Annotated in this window: 11 protein-coding genes; 5 read left to right on the top strand and 6 right to left on the bottom strand. The window is 70.4% G+C overall.

Annotation, left to right across the window (positions count from 1 at the left end):
• Window positions 1-79 precede the first annotated feature (79 nt).
• The 3 genes from J7357_RS19180 to cysD form a co-directional block, all read right to left on the bottom strand.
• Window positions 80-2,758, bottom strand: a complete 2,679-nt coding sequence (locus J7357_RS19180) for a M1 family metallopeptidase (protein WP_209248931.1) — start codon at window positions 2,756-2,758, stop codon at window positions 80-82.
• A 747-nt stretch (window positions 2,759-3,505) separates the two neighbouring features.
• Window positions 3,506-5,503: a sulfate adenylyltransferase subunit CysN gene (gene cysN, locus J7357_RS19175; RefSeq protein ID WP_209248929.1), complete on the bottom strand. Its 1,998-nt coding sequence runs from the start codon at window positions 5,501-5,503 to the stop codon at window positions 3,506-3,508.
• Window positions 5,503-6,411, bottom strand: a complete 909-nt coding sequence (gene cysD / locus J7357_RS19170; protein WP_019799632.1) for a sulfate adenylyltransferase subunit CysD — start codon at window positions 6,409-6,411, stop codon at window positions 5,503-5,505. Before cysD ends, cysN begins: the two co-directional genes overlap by 1 nt.
• Window positions 6,412-6,606: 195 nt before the next feature.
• On the opposite strand from cysD, the gene J7357_RS19165 reads away from it, so the two are divergent.
• The 3 genes from J7357_RS19165 (at window position 6,607) to J7357_RS19155 (ending at window position 11,061) form a co-directional block, all read left to right on the top strand.
• On the top strand, window positions 6,607-8,481 hold the full coding sequence (locus J7357_RS19165) for an assimilatory sulfite reductase (NADPH) flavoprotein subunit (RefSeq protein ID WP_209248927.1): 1,875 nt from the start codon (window positions 6,607-6,609) through the stop codon (window positions 8,479-8,481).
• A 118-nt stretch (window positions 8,482-8,599) separates the two neighbouring features.
• Window positions 8,600-10,324, top strand: a complete 1,725-nt coding sequence (gene cysI / locus J7357_RS19160) for an assimilatory sulfite reductase (NADPH) hemoprotein subunit (RefSeq protein WP_209248924.1) — start codon at window positions 8,600-8,602, stop codon at window positions 10,322-10,324.
• Window positions 10,321-11,061, top strand: a complete 741-nt coding sequence (locus J7357_RS19155; RefSeq protein ID WP_209248922.1) for a phosphoadenylyl-sulfate reductase — start codon at window positions 10,321-10,323, stop codon at window positions 11,059-11,061. Before cysI ends, J7357_RS19155 begins: the two co-directional genes overlap by 4 nt.
• A gap of 295 nt (window positions 11,062-11,356) precedes the next feature.
• On the opposite strand, the gene J7357_RS19150 is transcribed toward J7357_RS19155, so the two are convergent.
• The 3 genes from J7357_RS19150 to J7357_RS19140 all read right to left on the bottom strand — a co-directional run bounded on the left by J7357_RS19150 (window position 11,357) and on the right by J7357_RS19140 (window position 15,313).
• Window positions 11,357-12,790 carry a PepSY domain-containing protein gene (locus J7357_RS19150; protein WP_209248920.1) on the bottom strand — a complete coding sequence of 478 codons (1,434 nt, stop codon included), beginning with the start codon at window positions 12,788-12,790 and terminating at the stop codon, window positions 11,357-11,359.
• Window positions 12,790-14,841, bottom strand: coding sequence for a TonB-dependent receptor (locus J7357_RS19145; protein WP_244667665.1), 2,052 nt, complete (start codon window positions 14,839-14,841; stop codon window positions 12,790-12,792). The genes J7357_RS19150 and J7357_RS19145 overlap by 1 nt, the downstream gene beginning before the upstream one ends.
• Window positions 14,842-14,908: 67 nt before the next feature.
• Window positions 14,909-15,313: a DUF2946 family protein gene (locus J7357_RS19140; RefSeq protein WP_209248918.1), complete on the bottom strand. Its 405-nt coding sequence runs from the start codon at window positions 15,311-15,313 to the stop codon at window positions 14,909-14,911.
• Between the two features lie 366 nt (window positions 15,314-15,679).
• Between J7357_RS19140 and arsC the strand changes: the two genes are divergently transcribed.
• On the top strand, window positions 15,680-16,105 hold the full coding sequence (gene arsC / locus J7357_RS19135) for an arsenate reductase (glutaredoxin) (RefSeq protein WP_010342781.1): 426 nt from the start codon (window positions 15,680-15,682) through the stop codon (window positions 16,103-16,105).
• Window positions 16,106-16,228: 123 nt separating this feature from the next.
• The gene (locus J7357_RS19130) at window positions 16,229-17,428 is read left to right on the top strand and encodes a GAF domain-containing sensor histidine kinase (protein ID WP_209248916.1); all 1,200 of its coding nucleotides are present in this window, start codon (window positions 16,229-16,231) and stop codon (window positions 17,426-17,428) included.
• The last annotated feature ends 247 nt before the right edge of the window (window positions 17,429-17,675 follow it).

Below are 17,675 nucleotides of genomic sequence, written 5' to 3'. Positions count from 1 at the left end.
CGGATCCGCCATCCCTGCGCCTGCCGCGCGAGTGCGTGCCGCGTAGCATGCGGGCGGCGCAGGGGCCTGGCAACTGCGATCAATGCGGCGGAAACGCGGCACGCTGCCGCGCCTGCAGCGCACTGCACAGGCGAATGGTTTCGGCGGTCTGCGCCAGGCCGCGGTCGGCGCCGCTGAGCGCCTTCAGGCGCGGGGTGAAGAATGCCTCCAGCCGGTCCGCTTCGGCGGCGTCGCAGCCACCGCTGGCGGCCAGCGCCGGCAGGCGACCGCCGTCGAAGGATCCGGAACGTGCCACGATGCGATCGAAGTTGGCGGTGTACCAGGGCCACATCGAAGCATGCGTGGCCGGCTCGGCATGCGCGCCCATCAGCAGGCTTTTCATCTCGCCGACCTTGATCGCATCGGTCAACGCGAAATCGCGCACCTTCTGCACCTGCTGCGGGTCGCGCACGGCGCCGAGCGCGTCGATCATCGCGTTGCGCTGGGCCGGTTCGCCATGGCCGCGCAGGGCGGCGATCAACGCATCCACGGCCGGCGCACCACGCGTCTGCACCGCCACGGTCAGCGCCGTGCCGAGCAGGTCCGGGTTGGCGGCGGCGAAGTCCAGCGCGCCGCCCTTGCCTGCCAGCACCGCATCGCCCTGGGCCAGCAGCGCCTGCCGCACCGCCGGCACGCCCATGGTCACCCCGAGCAGATCGGCCAGGTGCGAGCGCAGCGCCACGTCGTCGTCGCTGTCGCCGGCACGGCGCTGATCGCCCAGCGCCTGCAGGCGTGCGCCAAACGCGGCCTCGGTCGCCTGGAGCAGCCTGGCGCGCTGCGCGTCGTCGCGCGCCAGCACCCGCCAGATCCAGCCGATGCGGTCGTTCAACGCGGTGGCCACGGCCGTGGCCTTGGCCGGCGCCAGCTGCTGCATGGCCGCGATCACGTCGGCGGTGTCGGCATCGCCGGTGCGGAACGCGCTGTCGATGGCGTCGGCATAGGCCAACTTCTCGGCATCGTCGAGCGCATCGAGATGGCGGCCGAGCGCGGCCAGTTGCGGCCTGGGCAGGGCGAAGCGGTAGTAGCCGGTGCCGCCGGCGTTGGGCATCACCCAACTGTTCGCATCGGCGCCGGCGAGCGCGAGGCGCCCGTCGCTGGAAGACAGCATCTGGCAGGCACGGCGCACGCCCTGGCGCGTGCCGTACTTGACGCACACCGGCACGCCCCAGGTCTGCGCGGCGTTGCCACGCGAACCCAGCGGCAGGAAGCGCTGCTGGTGCAATTGCAGCACCGCACCGCCCGCCTCCGGCTGCACCTGGACCTGCAGCGAGGGCACGCCCGGCTGGTCGAGGAAGCTGCGGAACGCCGCCTTGAAATCCTCATCCTTGCCGGCCGCGGCGGCGATCGCATCGACCAGGTCGTCGGCGGTGGCGTTGCCGAAACGGTGCGCACGGATGTAGGCGCGCATGCCGCTGCGGAAGGTGTCCTCGCCGACGAACTGCTCGAACATGCCCAGCACTGCGGCGCCCTTGCGGTAGGTGATGCTGTCGAAGGCGGTCTCGATGTCGCCGTTGCCGGTGATCGGCTGGCGGATCTTGCGCGCGCTGACCAGGCTGTCGTTGTCCATCGCCTCCTGCGCGGCACTGATGCGGTCCAGGTCGGCGCGGTACTGCGGACGCAGGCGCATGGTGATCTTCTGCTGCATCCAGGTGGCGAAGGCCTCGTTGAGCCACAGGTCGTCCCACCAGGCCATGGTCACCGTATCGCCGGTCCACTGGTGCGCCAGCTCGTGCGCGGTGACGTTGAACGAGCCCTCGACGTTGTGCCGCGGCGAATCGTCGTCCAGCAGCAACAGCCAGTCGCGGAAGGTGACGAAGCCGGGGTTCTCCATCGCCCCGGCGGAGAAGTCCGGCGCGGCCACCAGGTCCAGCTTGTCGAACGGATAGCCGAAGTCGTAATAGTCCTCCAGCGCGGCGATGATCTCCGGCGTCTGCTGCAGCGCGCGCTGGATGCGCGGCCCCTGCCCCTGTGCGGCCACGCCGCGCAGCGGGATGGCCTGCGGGCGCTGCGGCGTGGCCGGCAGCGCCGGCCCGTCGACCACGTCCCACGGCCCGACCGCGTAGGCCACCAGGTAGGTCGGCAGCGGCACGGTCTCGGCGAAGCGCACGGTCTTCCAGCCCTTGCCGGCCGGCTCGGTGGACACGGCGCGGGTATTGGCCAGCGCCTGCTCGCCCTCGGGCACGGTCAGGCGCAGCGCGAACGGCGTCTTCAGCGCCGGCTCGTCGAAGCCGGGGAAGGCGTAGCGCGCGCTGATCGGCTCCATCTGCGTCAAGGCATAGGCATGCCCCTGCGCCTTGACCTGGTAGAGGCCCTGCAACTGCTGGTTGAACGGCGCGCTGTAGACGATGGTCAGGGTCAGTTCCTGCGGCTGCAGCGTGCGCCCGAAGGCGATGCGGGCCACGCCGGCCTGCGCGTCGGCCTGGGCGTAGCGCACCGGGAACGACTCACCATCGGCGGTGCGCAACGTGGCCTTGCTCACCCGCAACTCCTTGCCGTGCAGCCACAGGTGGTCGGACGCGCGCTCCAGGCGCACGCGGACGGTGGCGGTGCCGTCGAAGCTGGTGCGCTCCGGATCGATCTTCAGGTCCAGCGCGTAGTGCTCGGGCACCGCCCACTCCGGCAGACGCCCGCTCGGCACCGCGTCGGTCGCCTGCGCGCAGGCCGCGCCGCAGCACAGCGCGAGGACGGAGAACAGCACGCGACGGGACAGAGCTGGCATGGAGAGGCCTTCGCCGATGAGGAGGGCGACGACTTAAGCACGCGCGGCGGCGGCTGTCACGTGATGACCGGCAGTGATTTAGCCCGCAGGCATTGCGGAGGCTCTTCACGTCCGGCTCCTACATCTCAAGCAACAGCCAGGGCTTTCGCCTTGCGGCGAGTCACTTTTCTTTGCTTGTGCAAAGAAAAGTAACCAAAAGAAAGCACACCCTGCCTTGCGCCCTCCGCGCTGACGCGCTCCGGGTCCGCGTCCATCCCGGGGATTCGCGGAAGGGGCATCCTGCCCCTGCCGCGAACGGCGCACATCCATTTGCGCCGCCCCTGCGGGGTTTTTCCCCGCGATGGCCGCCGCTGCGGAAGGGAACCCGGTCAATCAAAAGCCAGAGCAACATCAACAGCAAAGGCCAATAGCAAAGGCCGAGGCAACCGCGACTGCTGCGCACGCCTGGGGCATTGCCGTGTCCGCCAACAAATGCGCTGCGCGTGGTGGCGCTCATTGCCTGTTGATCCTGATGGACACACAACAACGCCTATTTCCGCAACAGCGAGCGCTATTCGCGTGTGACGGAACATCTCCTACTGAGACTTGCGACACGTTGGCTGGATGCACTGTGGGAGGGACTTCAGTCCCGACGCCTCGAGGTCGGGTGCCTGGCGGGCGCCTTTCGGCGCGACTGCATGACAGTTGGCTCCTACAGTGCGGAGGCATCGGGAAGGTGATCGACCCTCGCAACGCCCCACTCCCGCATCAGTCCTGCAGCCCCAGCGCCGCCAGCACCTGCGCGGCCAGCGCTTCGACGTTGTCGCCATCGGCATGCAGATGCAGTTCCGGGCGCTCCGGCGCCTCGTACGGCGAATCGATGCCGGTGAAGTTGGGAATCAGGCCGGCGCGCGCCTTGGCGTACAGGCCCTTGACGTCGCGCGCCTCGGCCACCGGCAGCGGCACGTCGACGAACACTTCGAGGAATTCGCCCTCGCCGAAGCGCTCGCGCGCCAGTTGCCGCTCGGCGCGGAACGGCGAGATGAAGCTGACCAGTACGATCAGGCCGGCATCGGTCATCAGCCTGGCCACTTCGGCCACGCGGCGGATGTTCTCCACGCGGTCCTCGTCGGTGAAGCCCAGGTCGCGGTTGAGGCCATGACGCACGTTGTCGCCGTCGAGGATGAAGGTGTGGTAGCCCAGCGCATGCAGGCGCTTGTCGACCAGGTTGGCGATGGTCGACTTGCCGGCGCCGGACAGGCCGGTGAACCACAGCACCTTCGGCGTCTGGCCCTTGATCCGCGCGCGCGCGGCCCTGTCCACGTCCAGGTGCTGCCAGTGCACGTTGCCGGCGCGGCGCAGCGCGAAATCCAGGGTGCCGGCGGCGACGGTGGCGTTGCTGTGGCGATCGATCAGGATGAAGCCGCCGAGCGTGCGGTCCTGCGCGTACGGGGCGAAGGCGATCGGCTGGTCCAGCGCCACGTTGCAGTAGCCGACCTCGTTGAGCTCCAGCCGCTTGGCCGCCAAGCGCTCCTGCGTGTTGACGTCGATGCGGTGCTTGATCTCGGTGACGCTGGCGGCCACGGTGCGCGCACCGATCTTCAGCCAGTACGGACGGCCGGGCAGCAGCGCGGCATCGTCCATCCACAGCACGTGCGCGGCGAACTGGTCGGCCACCTCCGGCGGATCGCCGGCAGCGGCGATCACATCGCCGCGGCTGACGTCGATCTCCTCGGTCAGGGTCAGCGTCACCGCCTGCCCGGCCACTGCGCGTGGCACCGGTTCGGCACCGACCAGGACCTGGGCGACCTGCGCGCGCCGCGCCGACGGCAGCACCACCACCGCATCGCCGGGCTGCACCGCGCCGGCCGCCACGGTGCCGGCGAAGCCGCGGAACTGCGCATGCGGGCGGTTGACCCACTGCACCGGCAGACGCAGCCCGCTGTCGGCGGTGCGCGCGTCCAGCTGCACGCCTTCCAGGTGTTCGAGCAGCGCCGGGCCGGCGTACCAGGGCATGCGCGCCGAGCGCTGCGACAGGTTGTCGCCCTCCAGCGCCGACAGCGGAATGCACTGCACGTCGGCGATGCCCAGTTGCGTGGCGAGCGCGCGGTACTCGGCGGCGATCGTCTCGAACGTGTCCTGCGCGAAGTCGACCAGGTCCATCTTGTTGACCGCCAGCACCACGTGGCGGATGCCCAGCAGGGCGACGATGTAGCTGTGCCGGCGAGTCTGGGTCAGCACGCCCTTGGCGGCGTCGACCAGCACCACCGCCACGTCGGCGGTGGACGCGCCGGTGGCCATGTTGCGGGTGTACTGCGCATGCCCGGGGCAGTCGGCGACGATGAACTTGCGTCGGTCGGTATCGAAATAGCGGTAGGCCACGTCGATGGTGATGCCCTGCTCGCGCTCGGCGGCCAGGCCGTCCAGCAGCAACGCATAGTCGATCGCCCCGCCGCGGGTACCGTGGCGCTTGCTGTCGGCACCGAGCGCGGCCAACTGGTCGTCGAACAGCCGCTTGCTGTCGTACAGCAAGCGCCCGATCAAGGTGCTCTTGCCATCGTCGACGCTGCCGCAGGTGATGAAGCGCAGCAGCGGCTTGTGTTCGTGTTGCTGGAGGTAGGCGGCGACGGCGTCGCGGTCGCGGCCGGGAATCGAGAATGGGGAATCGGGAATGGGAACAGCGGTCTCCTGCGACGCGTCAGATGGCGGCGATGCTTGCTTTTGCACTTGCGATTCCCGATTCCCTGTTCCCGATTCCCAGCCCATCAGAAATACCCCTCCACCTTCTTCTGCTCCATCGAGGCGCCCGGGTCCTGGTCGATGATCCGGCCCTGGCGTTCGGAGGTGGTGGCCTGCAGCATCTCGGCGATGATCTTCTCCAGGGTGTCGGCCTGCGACTCGATCGCGCCGGTCAGCGGGTAGCAACCGAGGGTGCGGAAGCGCACGCGGCGCAGTTGCGGGGTTTCGCCGGGACGCAGCGGCAGGCGTGCGTCGTCGACCATGATCAGCGCGCCGTCGCGTTCCACCACCGGACGCTCGGCGGCGAAGTACAGCGGCACCACCGGAATCGCCTCGCGGTAGATGTACAGCCAGATGTCCAGCTCGGTCCAGTTGGACAGCGGGAACACGCGCACGCTCTCGCCGGGATGGATCCGCGGGTTGTACAGATTCCACAGTTCCGGACGCTGCTGCTTGGGATCCCAGCGGTGATGCGCGTTGCGGAACGAGAACACCCGCTCCTTGGCCCGCGCCTTCTCCTCGTCGCGGCGCGCGCCGCCGATGGCGGCGTCGAACTTCCACAGGTCCAGCGCCTGCTTCAGCGCCTGGGTCTTCATCACGTCGGTGTGCACGCTGGCGCCGTGGCTGAACGGGCCGACGTCCTGGGCGACGCCGTCGGGATTGATGTGCACGCGCAGTTCCACGCCGGTCTCGGCGGCGCGGCGGTCGCGGAAGGCGATCATCTCGCGGAACTTCCAGCGCGTGTCCACGTGCAGCAGCGGGATCGGCGGCGGCGCCGGCGCGAACGCCTTGAGCAGCAGATGCAGCAGCACCGAACTGTCCTTGCCGACCGAATACAGCAGCACCGGGTTGCGGAACTCGGCAGCGACCTCGCGCAGGATATGGATGCTCTCGGCCTCGAGGCGGTCGAGGTGGGACAGGGAAAACGCACTCATCGAGACGGCGGCGGCAGGCAGTGGAGGGACGGACCCGAAGCGTAACAGCGGGCGTGACGATCGGGGCGGCAGTGTGCGCGGCGTCTACGGGCAGCAGAAATAAGCCACGGGCATGAGCCGATAACCCCTGTTCCTTTCTGTCGCGCGCAACGAATCCCTAACATCGGTCATCCCTTCCTCATCCCCGGACCGGCCATGACCGCCGCCTCGCCCGCGCTGCCACCCAGCCCCTTGCCCGAGGAGCGCAAGGCGCTGTTGGCGCGGACCGTGGAGGGCCTGGACGCGGCCGGCCTGTGGTGGCTGTCCGGCTACGCCGCCGGCCTGGCCCAGGCGCAGGGGCCGGCGACCCCGGCGCTGGCCGTGGTCGCCGGCGCCGCCGCGGCGCCCTCGCCCACGCCGCAGTTGAGCATCGTCTACGGCAGCCAGACCGGCAACGCACGTCGCGCTGCCGAACAGGTGGCCGCCGAGGCCGAAGCGGCCGGGCTGGCGGTACGCCTGCTGCGCGCCGACGCCTATCCCACCCGCGAGCTGGGCAACGAACGCCTGCTGTACGTGGTCATCAGCACCCAGGGCGAGGGCGACCCGCCGGACGATGCGATCGGCTTCGTCGAGTTCCTGCAGGGCCGGCGCGCGCCGAAGCTGCCGCAGCTGCAGTACGCCGTGCTCGGCCTGGGCGATTCCAGCTACGCCGATTTCTGCGGCATCGCCCGGCGCCTGGACGCGCGCCTGGCCGAACTCGGCGCGCAGCGGCTGCTGCCGCTGGGCGAGGCCGACCTGGAGATCGAGACGGTGGCGGCACCGTGGCGCGCGCAGGCGCTGGCGCAGGCGCGCGACATCCTGGGCCGCACGCCCGCGGCGCCGTCGGCCACGGTGACGCCGCTGCGCGGCGCCGCCGCCGCGACCTGGAGCCGCACGCAACCGTTCGCCGCCGAGGTCCTGGCGAACCAGCCGATCAGCGGCCGCGACTTCAAGGGACCGCGCTACGCCGCGCACGGCCAGGCCGACAAGGACGTGCGCCATCTGGAACTGTCGCTGGCCGGCAGCGGCCTGCACTACGAACCCGGCGACGCCCTGGGCGTGCGCCATCGCAATCCGCCCGCGCTGGTCGAGGCGGTCCTGGCCGCGACGCGCCTGGACGGCGACGTCGCATTCACTGTCGATGGGCAGACACTGCCCCTGCACGAGTGGCTCGCCAGCCATCGCGAACTGACCCGGGCCTCGCGCCCGTTGCTCGCCGCAGTGGCCGAACGGGCCGGCGCCAACGCGCTGGCCGAGCTGCTCGCCCCCACCCAGACCGCCGGCCTGGCGGCGTTGCTCGCCGATCACCAAGTGATCGACGTGCTGCGTCGCTGGCCGGCGGATTGGGACCACGCCGCGCTGCTGCAGGCGCTGCGGCCGATGGTCCCGCGCCTGTACTCGATCGCCTCCAGCCGCAAGCGGGTCGGCGACGAAGCCCACCTCACCGTCGACGTGCTGGCCTACGACGCCCACGGCCATGCGCACGGCGGCGCCGCCAGCGGCTATCTGGCCGCCCTGGCCGAAGGCGACAGCGCCCCGGTCTACATCGAGCCCAACGAACGCTTCCGGGTGCCGGCCGACGACAGCCGCGACATCCTGATGATCGGTCCCGGCACCGGCGTGGCGCCGTTCCGCGGTTTCGTGCAGGAGCGCTCCGAGCGCGGCGCCGGCGGCCGCAACTGGCTGTTCTTCGGCGCCCGCCACTTCAACCGCGACTTCCTCTACCAGGCCGAATGGCAGCAGGCGCTGCGCAGCGGCGAACTGCACCGGCTGGACCTGGCGTTCTCGCGCGACGTGCAGCCGCTGCGCGGCACCGCCGCCCCCTCCAAGGTGTACGTGCAGCAGCGCCTGCGCGAACACGGCCGCGCGGTCTACGACTGGCTGCAGAACGGCGCGCACCTGTACGTATGCGGCGCCATCGCCATGGGCAAGGACGTGCACGCCACCTTGCTGCACATCGTCGCCGAACACGGCGCCCGCAGCCCCGAGGACGCCGCCGCCTACCTCAGCCAACTGCAGCGGGAGGGGCGGTATGCGCGTGATGTCTATTGAGGCGGGGAATCGGGAAACGGGAATCGGGAATGGGCAACAGCCGGCCTCGACAGGCTTTCCGTAATCCGACGCACCCGCTTTTGCCATTCCCCATTCCCCATTCTCGATTCCCTGCCCAATGTCCCACTCCGTCGAAGACATCAAGCACCACAGCCAGCGCTTGCGCGGGTCGCTGCTGCAGAGCCTGGCCGATCCGGTCACCGGGGCGCTGCGCGAGGACGATCAGACCCTGATCAAGTACCACGGCAGCTACCAGCAGGACGACCGCGATCTGCGCGAGGAGCGGCGCCGGCAGAAGCTGGAGCCGGCCTACCAATTCATGATCCGCACCCGCACCCCGGGCGGGGTGGTGGATCCGGCGCAGTGGCTCAAGCTCGACGCCATCGCCACCACCTACGGCAACCACTCGCTGCGCATCACCACGCGCCAGGCGTTCCAGTTCCACGGGGTGATCAAGCGCGAACTGAAGGCGACCATGCAGGCGATCAACGCCGCGCTGATCGACACGCTTGCCGCCTGCGGCGACGTCAATCGCAACGTGCAGGTCGCCGCCAATCCGCTGGCATCGCAGGCGCACGCCACGCTCTACGCCGACGCCGCGCGCGTGTCCGAACACCTGCTGCCCAATACCCGCGCCTACTACGAGATCTGGCTGGACGAGGAGCAGGTCGCCGGCAGCGGCCAGGAGGACGAGCCGATCTACGGCAACGCCTACCTGCCGCGCAAGTTCAAGATCGGTTTCGCGCTGCCGCCGGTCAACGACGTGGACGTGTTCGCCAACGACCTGGGTTTCATCGGCGTGCTCGACGCCGATGGCACGTTGGTCGGCTACAACGTCAGCCTCGGCGGCGGCATGGGCGCCAGCCATGGCGATGCCGAGACCTACCCGCGCGTGGCCAACGTGGTCGGCTTCATCGACCGCGCGCAGTTGCTCGATGTCGCCACCGCGGTGGTGACCACCCAGCGTGACCTGGGCAACCGCACCGTGCGCAAGCGCGCGCGCTTCAAGTACACCATCGACGACCACGGCCTGGACACGGTGGTGGCGGAGATCGAGCGCCGCGCCGGCGTGCGCCTGCAGGCCATGCGCGACTTCGCCTTCGCGCACAACGGCGATCGCGAGGGCTGGCAGGCCGGCGAGGATGGCCGCTGGCACCTGACCCTGTCGCTGCCGGCCGGGCGCATCGCCGACCATGCCGATGGTGCGCAGCACCTCAGCGGCCTGCGCGCGATCGCCGCGCAGCTGCGCGATGCCGGCGACGGCGCGCACTTCCGCATGACCTCGAACCAGAACCTGGTGATCGCCGGCATCCCCGCCGCGCAGCGCGAGGCGATCGACGCGCTGGTGCGCGCGCATGCGCTGGACGCCGGCAACCGCGCGCCCACCGCGCTGGCGCGCGCGGCCATGGCCTGCGTGGCGCTGCCCACCTGCGGCCTGGCGATGGCCGAGGCCGAACGCTACCTGCCGGCCTTCGCCGCGCAGCTGCAGCCGCTGCTGGCCCGCCACGGCCTGGAGGACGCGCCGATCCTGCTGCGCATCTCCGGTTGCCCGAACGGCTGCTCGCGTCCGTACCTGGCCGAGATCGCCCTGGTCGGCAAGGCGCCCGGCCGCTACAACCTGATGCTCGGCGGCGACCACCGCGGCCAGCGCCTCAACACCCTGTACCGCGAGAACATCGCCGAGCCGGAGATCCTCGCTGCGCTGGAGCCGCTGTTCGCGCGCTATGCCAGCGAGCGGGACGCGGACGAGCGCTTCGGCGACTTCCTGCACCGCAGCGGCGTGGTCGCCCTGCCCGCCTACCCCACCCACCGCCACCTGATTCCGTCGGAACTGCACGCATGAGCGCTCTGCCCGCCGCCTCCCAAGACGCCTCCGCCAACGCCCCGGCCGCGCCCCTGGATCTCGATGCCGCCAATGCGCTGCTGGCGACGCTGTCCGCGCCGGAGCGCGTGGCCTGGGCGTTGCAGCACGGCCCGGCCGAGGCGGCGCTGTCGTCCAGCTTCGGCGCGCAATCGGCGGCCACCCTGCACCTGCTGACCCGGCAGCGCCCGGACATCCCGGTGATCCTGATCGACACCGGCTACCTGTTCGCCGAGACCTACCGTTTCGCCGACGCGCTGACCGAGCGACTCAAGCTCAATCTCAAGATCTACCGCCCGCTGGTCAGCCGCGCCTGGATGGAAGCGCGCCACGGCCGCCTGTGGGAACAGGGCATGGTCGGCATCGAGCAGTACAACAATCTGCGCAAGGTCGAGCCGATGCGCCGCGCCCTGGACGAGCTGAAGGTCGGCACCTGGTTCACCGGCCTGCGCCGCAGCCAGTCCGACAGCCGCGCGCAGACCCCGTTCGTGCAGAAGCGCGGCGAACGCTACAAGATCAACCCGATTGCCGACTGGAGCGATCGCGACCTGTGGCAATACATGCAGCAGCACGACCTGCCCTATCACCCGCTGTGGGAACAGGGCTACGTCTCCATCGGCGACTTCCACACCACCCGCCGCTGGGAACCGGGCATGCGCGAGGAAGACACCCGCTTCTTCGGCCTCAAGCGCGAGTGCGGGATCCACGAGGATCTGTAAGGCACCCGGGGCACGCGTTCGGCCTTTCTGTAGCCGCGCCGTACGTTACCGACCGCACCGCGTCATTTTCCGTAGGAGCGGCTTCAGCCGCGACCGGGCAATCCCATGAACGCCCGGTCGCGGCTGAAGCCGCTCCTACACGGGTGCCCTTTGTCTCTGGCGCAAGTGCCGACACCAGCAATGACCGCTGACCCGCCTCTTGTGGGAGGGACTTCAGTCCCGACTGCACAAAATCGGATGCGCCGATGGCATCGCTTGTCGCAGCGGAATCACCGTAGCTTCCGACCTCGACCCGCTAAGCCCCCACCACCGGCTCGCGCCGCAGCACCAGCGCCCAGTCCAGCGCCAGCATCAGCAGCAAGGACAGACCGACCAACGGGAACAGCAGCCCGCCCAGCACCAGCAACGCGACCACGCCGCGCAGCGTGCGCCGGTCCGCCGGCAGCGGCGGCACCCCGAGCCCACCGCGTGGACGCCGCTTCCACCACATCGCCGCCGCGCTGACGCACAACAGCACGATGCCCAGGCACGCGCCGATCAGCACGAGTTGGTTGAGCACTCCGTACTCCTGCCCCAGGTGCACGTTGATGCCCCACTCCAGCGTCTTGGCCAGCGGCCCGTAATCGGCATAGCGCATGTCCAGCAGCGCCTGGCCGCTGTACTGGTCCAGGTGGATCACCCGCTGCTGCGCCAGGTCCGGCGGATACACCGAGGCGGTATAGACCCCGCGTGCGCCGCGCGGCAGCGCGACGCTGTAGCCGGGCGCGATGCCGCGCGCCTGGAACCGCGCCACCGCCGCATCCAGGCCGATCGCGCCGGCCACCGGCGCCGCATCCGCCATGCCGGCCATGCGGCCGTGGTCTCCGTGGCCATCATGCGCGCCGTGCGCCGCATGCGGATCCACAGACGGCGGCAACGACTGCGGCAGGCGCGCCTGCCGCAGCGACCACGCCGGCACCTCGCTGTCGCTCAGCCGCTGCGTCGACATCGGCACATCCACCCGCAACCCGGACGGATAGCCGTAATGGTGGCCATTGGCCAGGCGATTGACCTGCGCGCCCCAGAACCACGACCACGGCATCCCGGTCAGCGCCAGGAACAGCAGCGCCACGCCGACCACGCTGCCGGTGAGCGCGTGCAGATCGCGCCAGAACACGCGCTGCGGCGGCCGTCCGCGCACCGTGGTCACGCCGCCGCGGCGCCCGCGCGGCCACCACAGGTACACGCCGGTCAGTACCAGCAGGATCGCCCAGCCGGCGGCCACCTCGATCAGCGCATTGGCGAACCAGCCGACGTAGTCGAGGCTGTGCAGGCGGCGGATGGTCCAGGCCACGGTGCCATGCTCGGGCAACTGACCCAGCACCCGCGCCCGGTACGGATCCACGTACACCACAGCGTGACGGCCATCGGCGGTGGCGATGGTCACTTCCGCCGAGGCATCGCGCCGCGGCGGCGTGGTGTAGCGCAGCGCCTGGCCGGGTTGCGCCGCCAGCGCCGCGTCCAGCAACCGCTGCGGGCCCAGCGCCTGCGCGTGCGCCGGCACCGGCACGGTCTTCAGCGCGTGGTGGAAGTAGCGGTCGATCGGCTGCTGGTAGACGAAGGCCGCGCCGGTCAGCGCCAGCCAGACCAGCAACGGCAGCACCAGCAGGCCGGCATAGAAATGCCAGCGCCACACCGCACGGTAGAAGCGCGCTGGCGCCGCCTCGGCGGCAAGGGTGCGCGCGGCCATCACCAGCCCAAGCTCAGCGTGGCGTACAGCGCGCGGCCATCGCCAGGCGAGTAGCCGGACGACCCGCTGTCGTACCAGGCGTAGACATAGTGCCGATCGGTCAGGTTCTTCAGTTGCAGCGCGACCTCGCGCTGCGGACGCCAGCGCCAGGTCGCGCCGAGATTGGCCAAGGCGTAGCCACCGTAGCGGCCCAGTGTGTTGGTGCGCTCCACGTAGTAGTCGCCCTGCGCGTTGCCCCAGGCCGACAGCGTCAGCCTTGGCGTGGCCTGCCAGTCGATGCCCGCCGTCGCAAGGTAATGCGGCACGTTCTCGATCTCCTTGCCGCGTGTGTCAGGCGCGCTCGGGTCGGGCGTGACGATCAACGCGCGTTGCCGGGAATAGGCCAGCCACAGCGTCCAGCGCTCGTCCGGACGCAGGTTCAGTTGCGCGTCCCAGCCGCGGCGCAGGGTCTTGCCGACGTTGCCGACCTCGCCGGTGCCGACGCTGCCGTTCACACCGAGGATGGTGGCCACTTCGTCGGAGGCGCGCTGCTCCCAGTAGGCCACGCGCGCGTCCCAGCGCTGCTGCGCGCCGGCGAACTTGAGGCCGCTCTCCCAGCCGTCGTTGTAGGACGGCGCCAGGTTGCGCGCCTGAGTGCGGTAGGCGCCGTTGCCGCTGCCGATCTGGAACGTGCGGCCGATGTTGGCGTACAGGCTCGCCTGCCCAGTGAGCGCGTACACCGCGCTCAACTTGGGTTGGCGGATCGTGCCGTAGGCGTAGGTCGGATAGCGCGCACCGCTGGCGAGGTCGCGGAACTGCCCGCCGACGCGATCCACCCGGTAGCCGGGCACCAGTTGCAGACGCGCGGTCGGACGCAGCACCGCCTGCACGTAGGCGCCTTCGGTGTGCAGATCGAAATCCCAGTCGCGCAGCGGCGCGGTGCGCACGCGCGCCACCGTGCGGTAGCGCTGCGAGATGTTGTCCTGCCACTGCGCGTCGACCCCGCCCTCCAGCGCGAAGGCGTCGGCACGGGCCAGCGCCGGGCGCCAGCTGAGCTCGGCCAGCACGCCGCGCTGGCGCTCGTCGGTATCGCGCTCCTGCTGCGCACCGGCCGCGGTGAAGCGCACCCAGCGCTGATTGTCGTAGCGGTTCCAGTACGCCTTGGCGCTGCCCTGCACGGTCTCGGCCAGGCGCGTGTCCAGATGCAGCGACACCTGTGTGGTGTGGCGCTGGCTGCGGTCGTCGCGTGCGTAGTCGGGGGAACTGCGCGGTGCGCGCTGCGCGGTCGCGTAGTCCAGATATCCCGCCTCCAGCGCCGTGTTGCGGTAGTCGCGCGCGCTGAGTCCGGCACGCCAGCGCCCGTCCGGATCGGTATAGAACCACTTGCCGGAGAACGCATGCTTGCGCGCGTCGGCGTGGTCGCGGTAGCCGTCGCTGTCGCGCCAGGCGGCGAAATAGTTCTGGCTCCAGGCACCGCGCTCGATGCCCTGCGTCGCCTGCACTTCGCGGGTGCCGAAGCTGCCGACGGTGACGCTGGCGCGGCCGTCGTTGCCGCCGCTGCGGGTCAGCACGTCGACGCTGCCGGCGATCGCATTCAGGCCGTAGCGCGGGTCGTTGGTGCCGCGCACGATCTCGATCGCGGCGATGTTCAGCGGGAACACCGCATCCAGGTACGGCATGGCGCCGGCATTGTCGTTGCTGGGCACGCCGTCGATCAGCAGCTTGACCGCATTGACCCGGCCTTCGCCGTTGAAGCCGCGGAAGGAGAAACGCCCGGCGTCGGTGCCCATCTTGAACTGGGTCACCTGCACGCCGGGCGCGCGCATCAGCAGTTCCCAGCTGTAGTCCACGTGCTGGTCCTGCAGCAGGTCGCCGCCGAGGATGTCGACGGAACTGAACACGCTGCGCGCGCTGGAACCGGCGGCGAGCGGCGAGGTGGCCTGGACCTTGCCCAGGGTCAGCACGGAATCGCCGGCGCCTGGCGGCGCATCGGCGGCCAGGGCAGGCAGGGACGCTGCGAGATACACGCAGCAGCATGCCGCCACGGGCGGCATGGCAGGAAAGCGGAACATGGCGAAACTCCATCGGCACGAGGACGCGCCGCAGCGGCGCCGCGGCACGGAAATGGCAACCCGTGGATCAGGAGAACAGCGGTGGCCCGCGAGGCGGATGCGCGCGACGCGCGCTGGCCGTGACGAAAAGGCTACGCAGCGCCGCCACCGGCACCAGCGGGCAACGCCAGGGCAGCAGCGCCAGCAACAGTGCCACCCACGGCAACAGACGTGCGGCGAGCAGGCAGTAATCGCAGGCCGGTGCGTGCGCCAGGCCGGCATCGTCGTGGTGGCCACCATGCGCCGCCGAGACGGCTCCCGCCAGCGCCGCCAGGCGCAGGCCGCCGCTGGTGCACAGCGCCTGGTCCTGCAGCGCGGCCGCTTCGGTCCGTGCCTGGCGCCACTGGCTGATCGGCGGCGCCAGCAGCAACAGGCCGAGCGCCAGCGCGGCGAGCGCGGCCCAACACGACGGCAACTGGCGGAGACGGAACATCGGCGCATTCTAGAGGGTGCGATGGCCATTGAAACGCGTGCGACGCCGTGTGCGGCGAAGTGACGCATGGTGCAGGACCGGCCGCGTCCTGAGTCGGCAGGCCGCAGCCCGCCATCGCGGCCGCTGCCTCGGCCCGACCATGGCCGCAGCGCCGTCGCCTCGCCGCTGCCAGACGCCCGGCTAGGTGGTCCAGCCGTTGCGCGACCGGGCCATGCCGTCTGCGCAAATCGAAGACAGGCCGGCCGTTCCCCATCCCGCGACGATGGCCGCCCTTGCATGCCGCCGCGATTGCGGCACCATCGGCCGCGGCCGCGTGGAGGATCCGCAATGGCCACCCTTGTTCCGTCCCACTCAGCGAGCCGCCCCATGCCCACGATCACGATCTACCATAACCCCGCCTGCGGCACCTCGCGCAACGTGCTGGGGCTGATCCGCAACAGCGGCGTCGAGCCGACCGTGATCGAATACCTGAAGACCCCGCCCGACCGCGCCACCCTGCAGACGCTGGCGGCGGCCAGCGGGCTGCCGCTGCGGGAGCTGATCCGGCAGAAGGGCACGCCCTACGCCGAACTGGGGCTGGACGACCCGACGCTGGACGACGACGCGCTGCTGGAGGCCATGCTGCAGCACCCGATCCTGCTCAACCGGCCGATCGTGGTCAGCCCGCTGGGCACGCGCCTGTGCCGGCCGTCGGAGACGGTGCTGGAGATCCTGCCGTCGCCGCAGCGCGGCGCCTTCGCCAAGGAGGACGGGACGCCGCTGGTCGACGCACAGGGCCGCTGGGTGGGCTGAACCGGGCCATGCCGGATTCGCTAAGCCTGGGTGCAACCCACGCGAGCGCCGTGTGAACGCCGCGTCGGCATAAACCGTGACAGGTACCATAGACTGCGTGCCTTTCCGCCCGAGTCGCGCTGCATGTCCCCTGTTGAACCCGCTGCCGACCCGGTGTACTGCGCCGCCAAGCCGCGCAACGAAGCACTGCGCCTGGACGCGCTGCACAGCTACGCGATCCTGGACACCCCGCGCGAGCCGGCGTTCGACGACATCACCCGGCTGGCCGGCCTGATCTGCCAGGCGCCGATCGCGGTGGTCAACCTGATCGACAGCGAGCGGCAGTGGTTCAAGAGCGAAATCGGGCTGGGCACGCGCGAGACCCCGCTGGCGACCTCGCTGTGCGCGCACGCCCTGCTTGAGGACGACCTGCTGCTGGTGCCGGATACCCGCGAGGACCCGCGCTTCGCCTGCAACCCGCTGGTCACCGGCGACATGCGCCTGCACTTCTACGCCGGCGCGCTGCTGAAGACCTCCGACGGCCTGGCCCTGGGCACGGTCTGCGTGCTGGACCGACGCCCGCGCCAGCTCAGCTACGAGCAGATCGAAGCGCTGCGCGCGCTGGCGCGGCAGGCCATGGGCCAACTGGAACTGCGCAAGGCGCTGCACCTGGCGCAGGAGTCCAACCACTACCGCAGCCGCCTGATGGCCATCGCCGGCCACGATCTGAAGACCCCGCTGCGCACCGCGTCCTACGCGCTGAGCAAGCTGCAGCGCCAGCACGACGCCGCGCAGGATGGTTCGCTGGAGACCGCACGCGCGGCCCTGAACCAGGTCGCCGTGGGTCTGGACCAGCTCGCCACCAACGCCGCCGCCGGCGAGCTGCGACTGCCGGCGCTGCAGACCCTGGCCATGGCCGACGTGCTGGCGCCGATCCTGGCCACCTGGCAGCCGCAGGCCGCGGCCAAGGGCGTGCAGCTGCGCAGCGTGCCGACCTCGCTGCGCGTGCGCAGCAGTGCTGCCCTGCTGTCCACCTTGCTGGGCAACCTGCTGGGCAACGCGGTCAAGTACACCGCGCATGGCAAGGTGCTGATCGGCTGCCGGCGCCGCGGCGACCAGGTGGCGGTGGAGATCATCGACCGCGGCATCGGCATGGACGAAGACGGCCTGCGCACGCTGTTCCAGGCCTTCCGCCAGGCCGACCCGCGCAGCGACGGCCTCGGCCTGGGCCTGTGGATCGTGCGCCGCGCCGCCGAGACCCTGGGCTGCACCGTGGAAGTGCGCAGCCAGCCCGGCCACGGCAGCCGCTTCACCGTGCTGCTGCCGGCGGCCGCGGACGCCTGACGCCTGAGCCACGCTGGCGCAGGTGTACTTACTTGGGCTGGTGCCCGTACCCTCATCCGCCCCTTCGGGGCACCTTCTCCCGAAGGGAGAAGGAAGATGTCAAGCGCAGCCGCGCAGCGTTGAGCAGCCAAGGCTCGGCAGGGACCCGTGAGGGACCAAGGTCTTCCGGCAGCCTGCCGTCGGGACTGAAGTCCCTCCCACAAGGGGCTCTCACACTCAGTGCGAGTGGCCAGGGTGCAGCAGCCGC

Source organism: Xanthomonas sp. D-109 (assembly GCF_017746095.1).
Classification (GTDB): Bacteria; Pseudomonadota; Gammaproteobacteria; order Xanthomonadales; family Xanthomonadaceae; genus Xanthomonas_A; species Xanthomonas_A sacchari.
The sequence above is the reverse complement of the archived record's forward strand: the minus strand, read 5'-3'. Positions and strand labels throughout refer to the sequence as shown.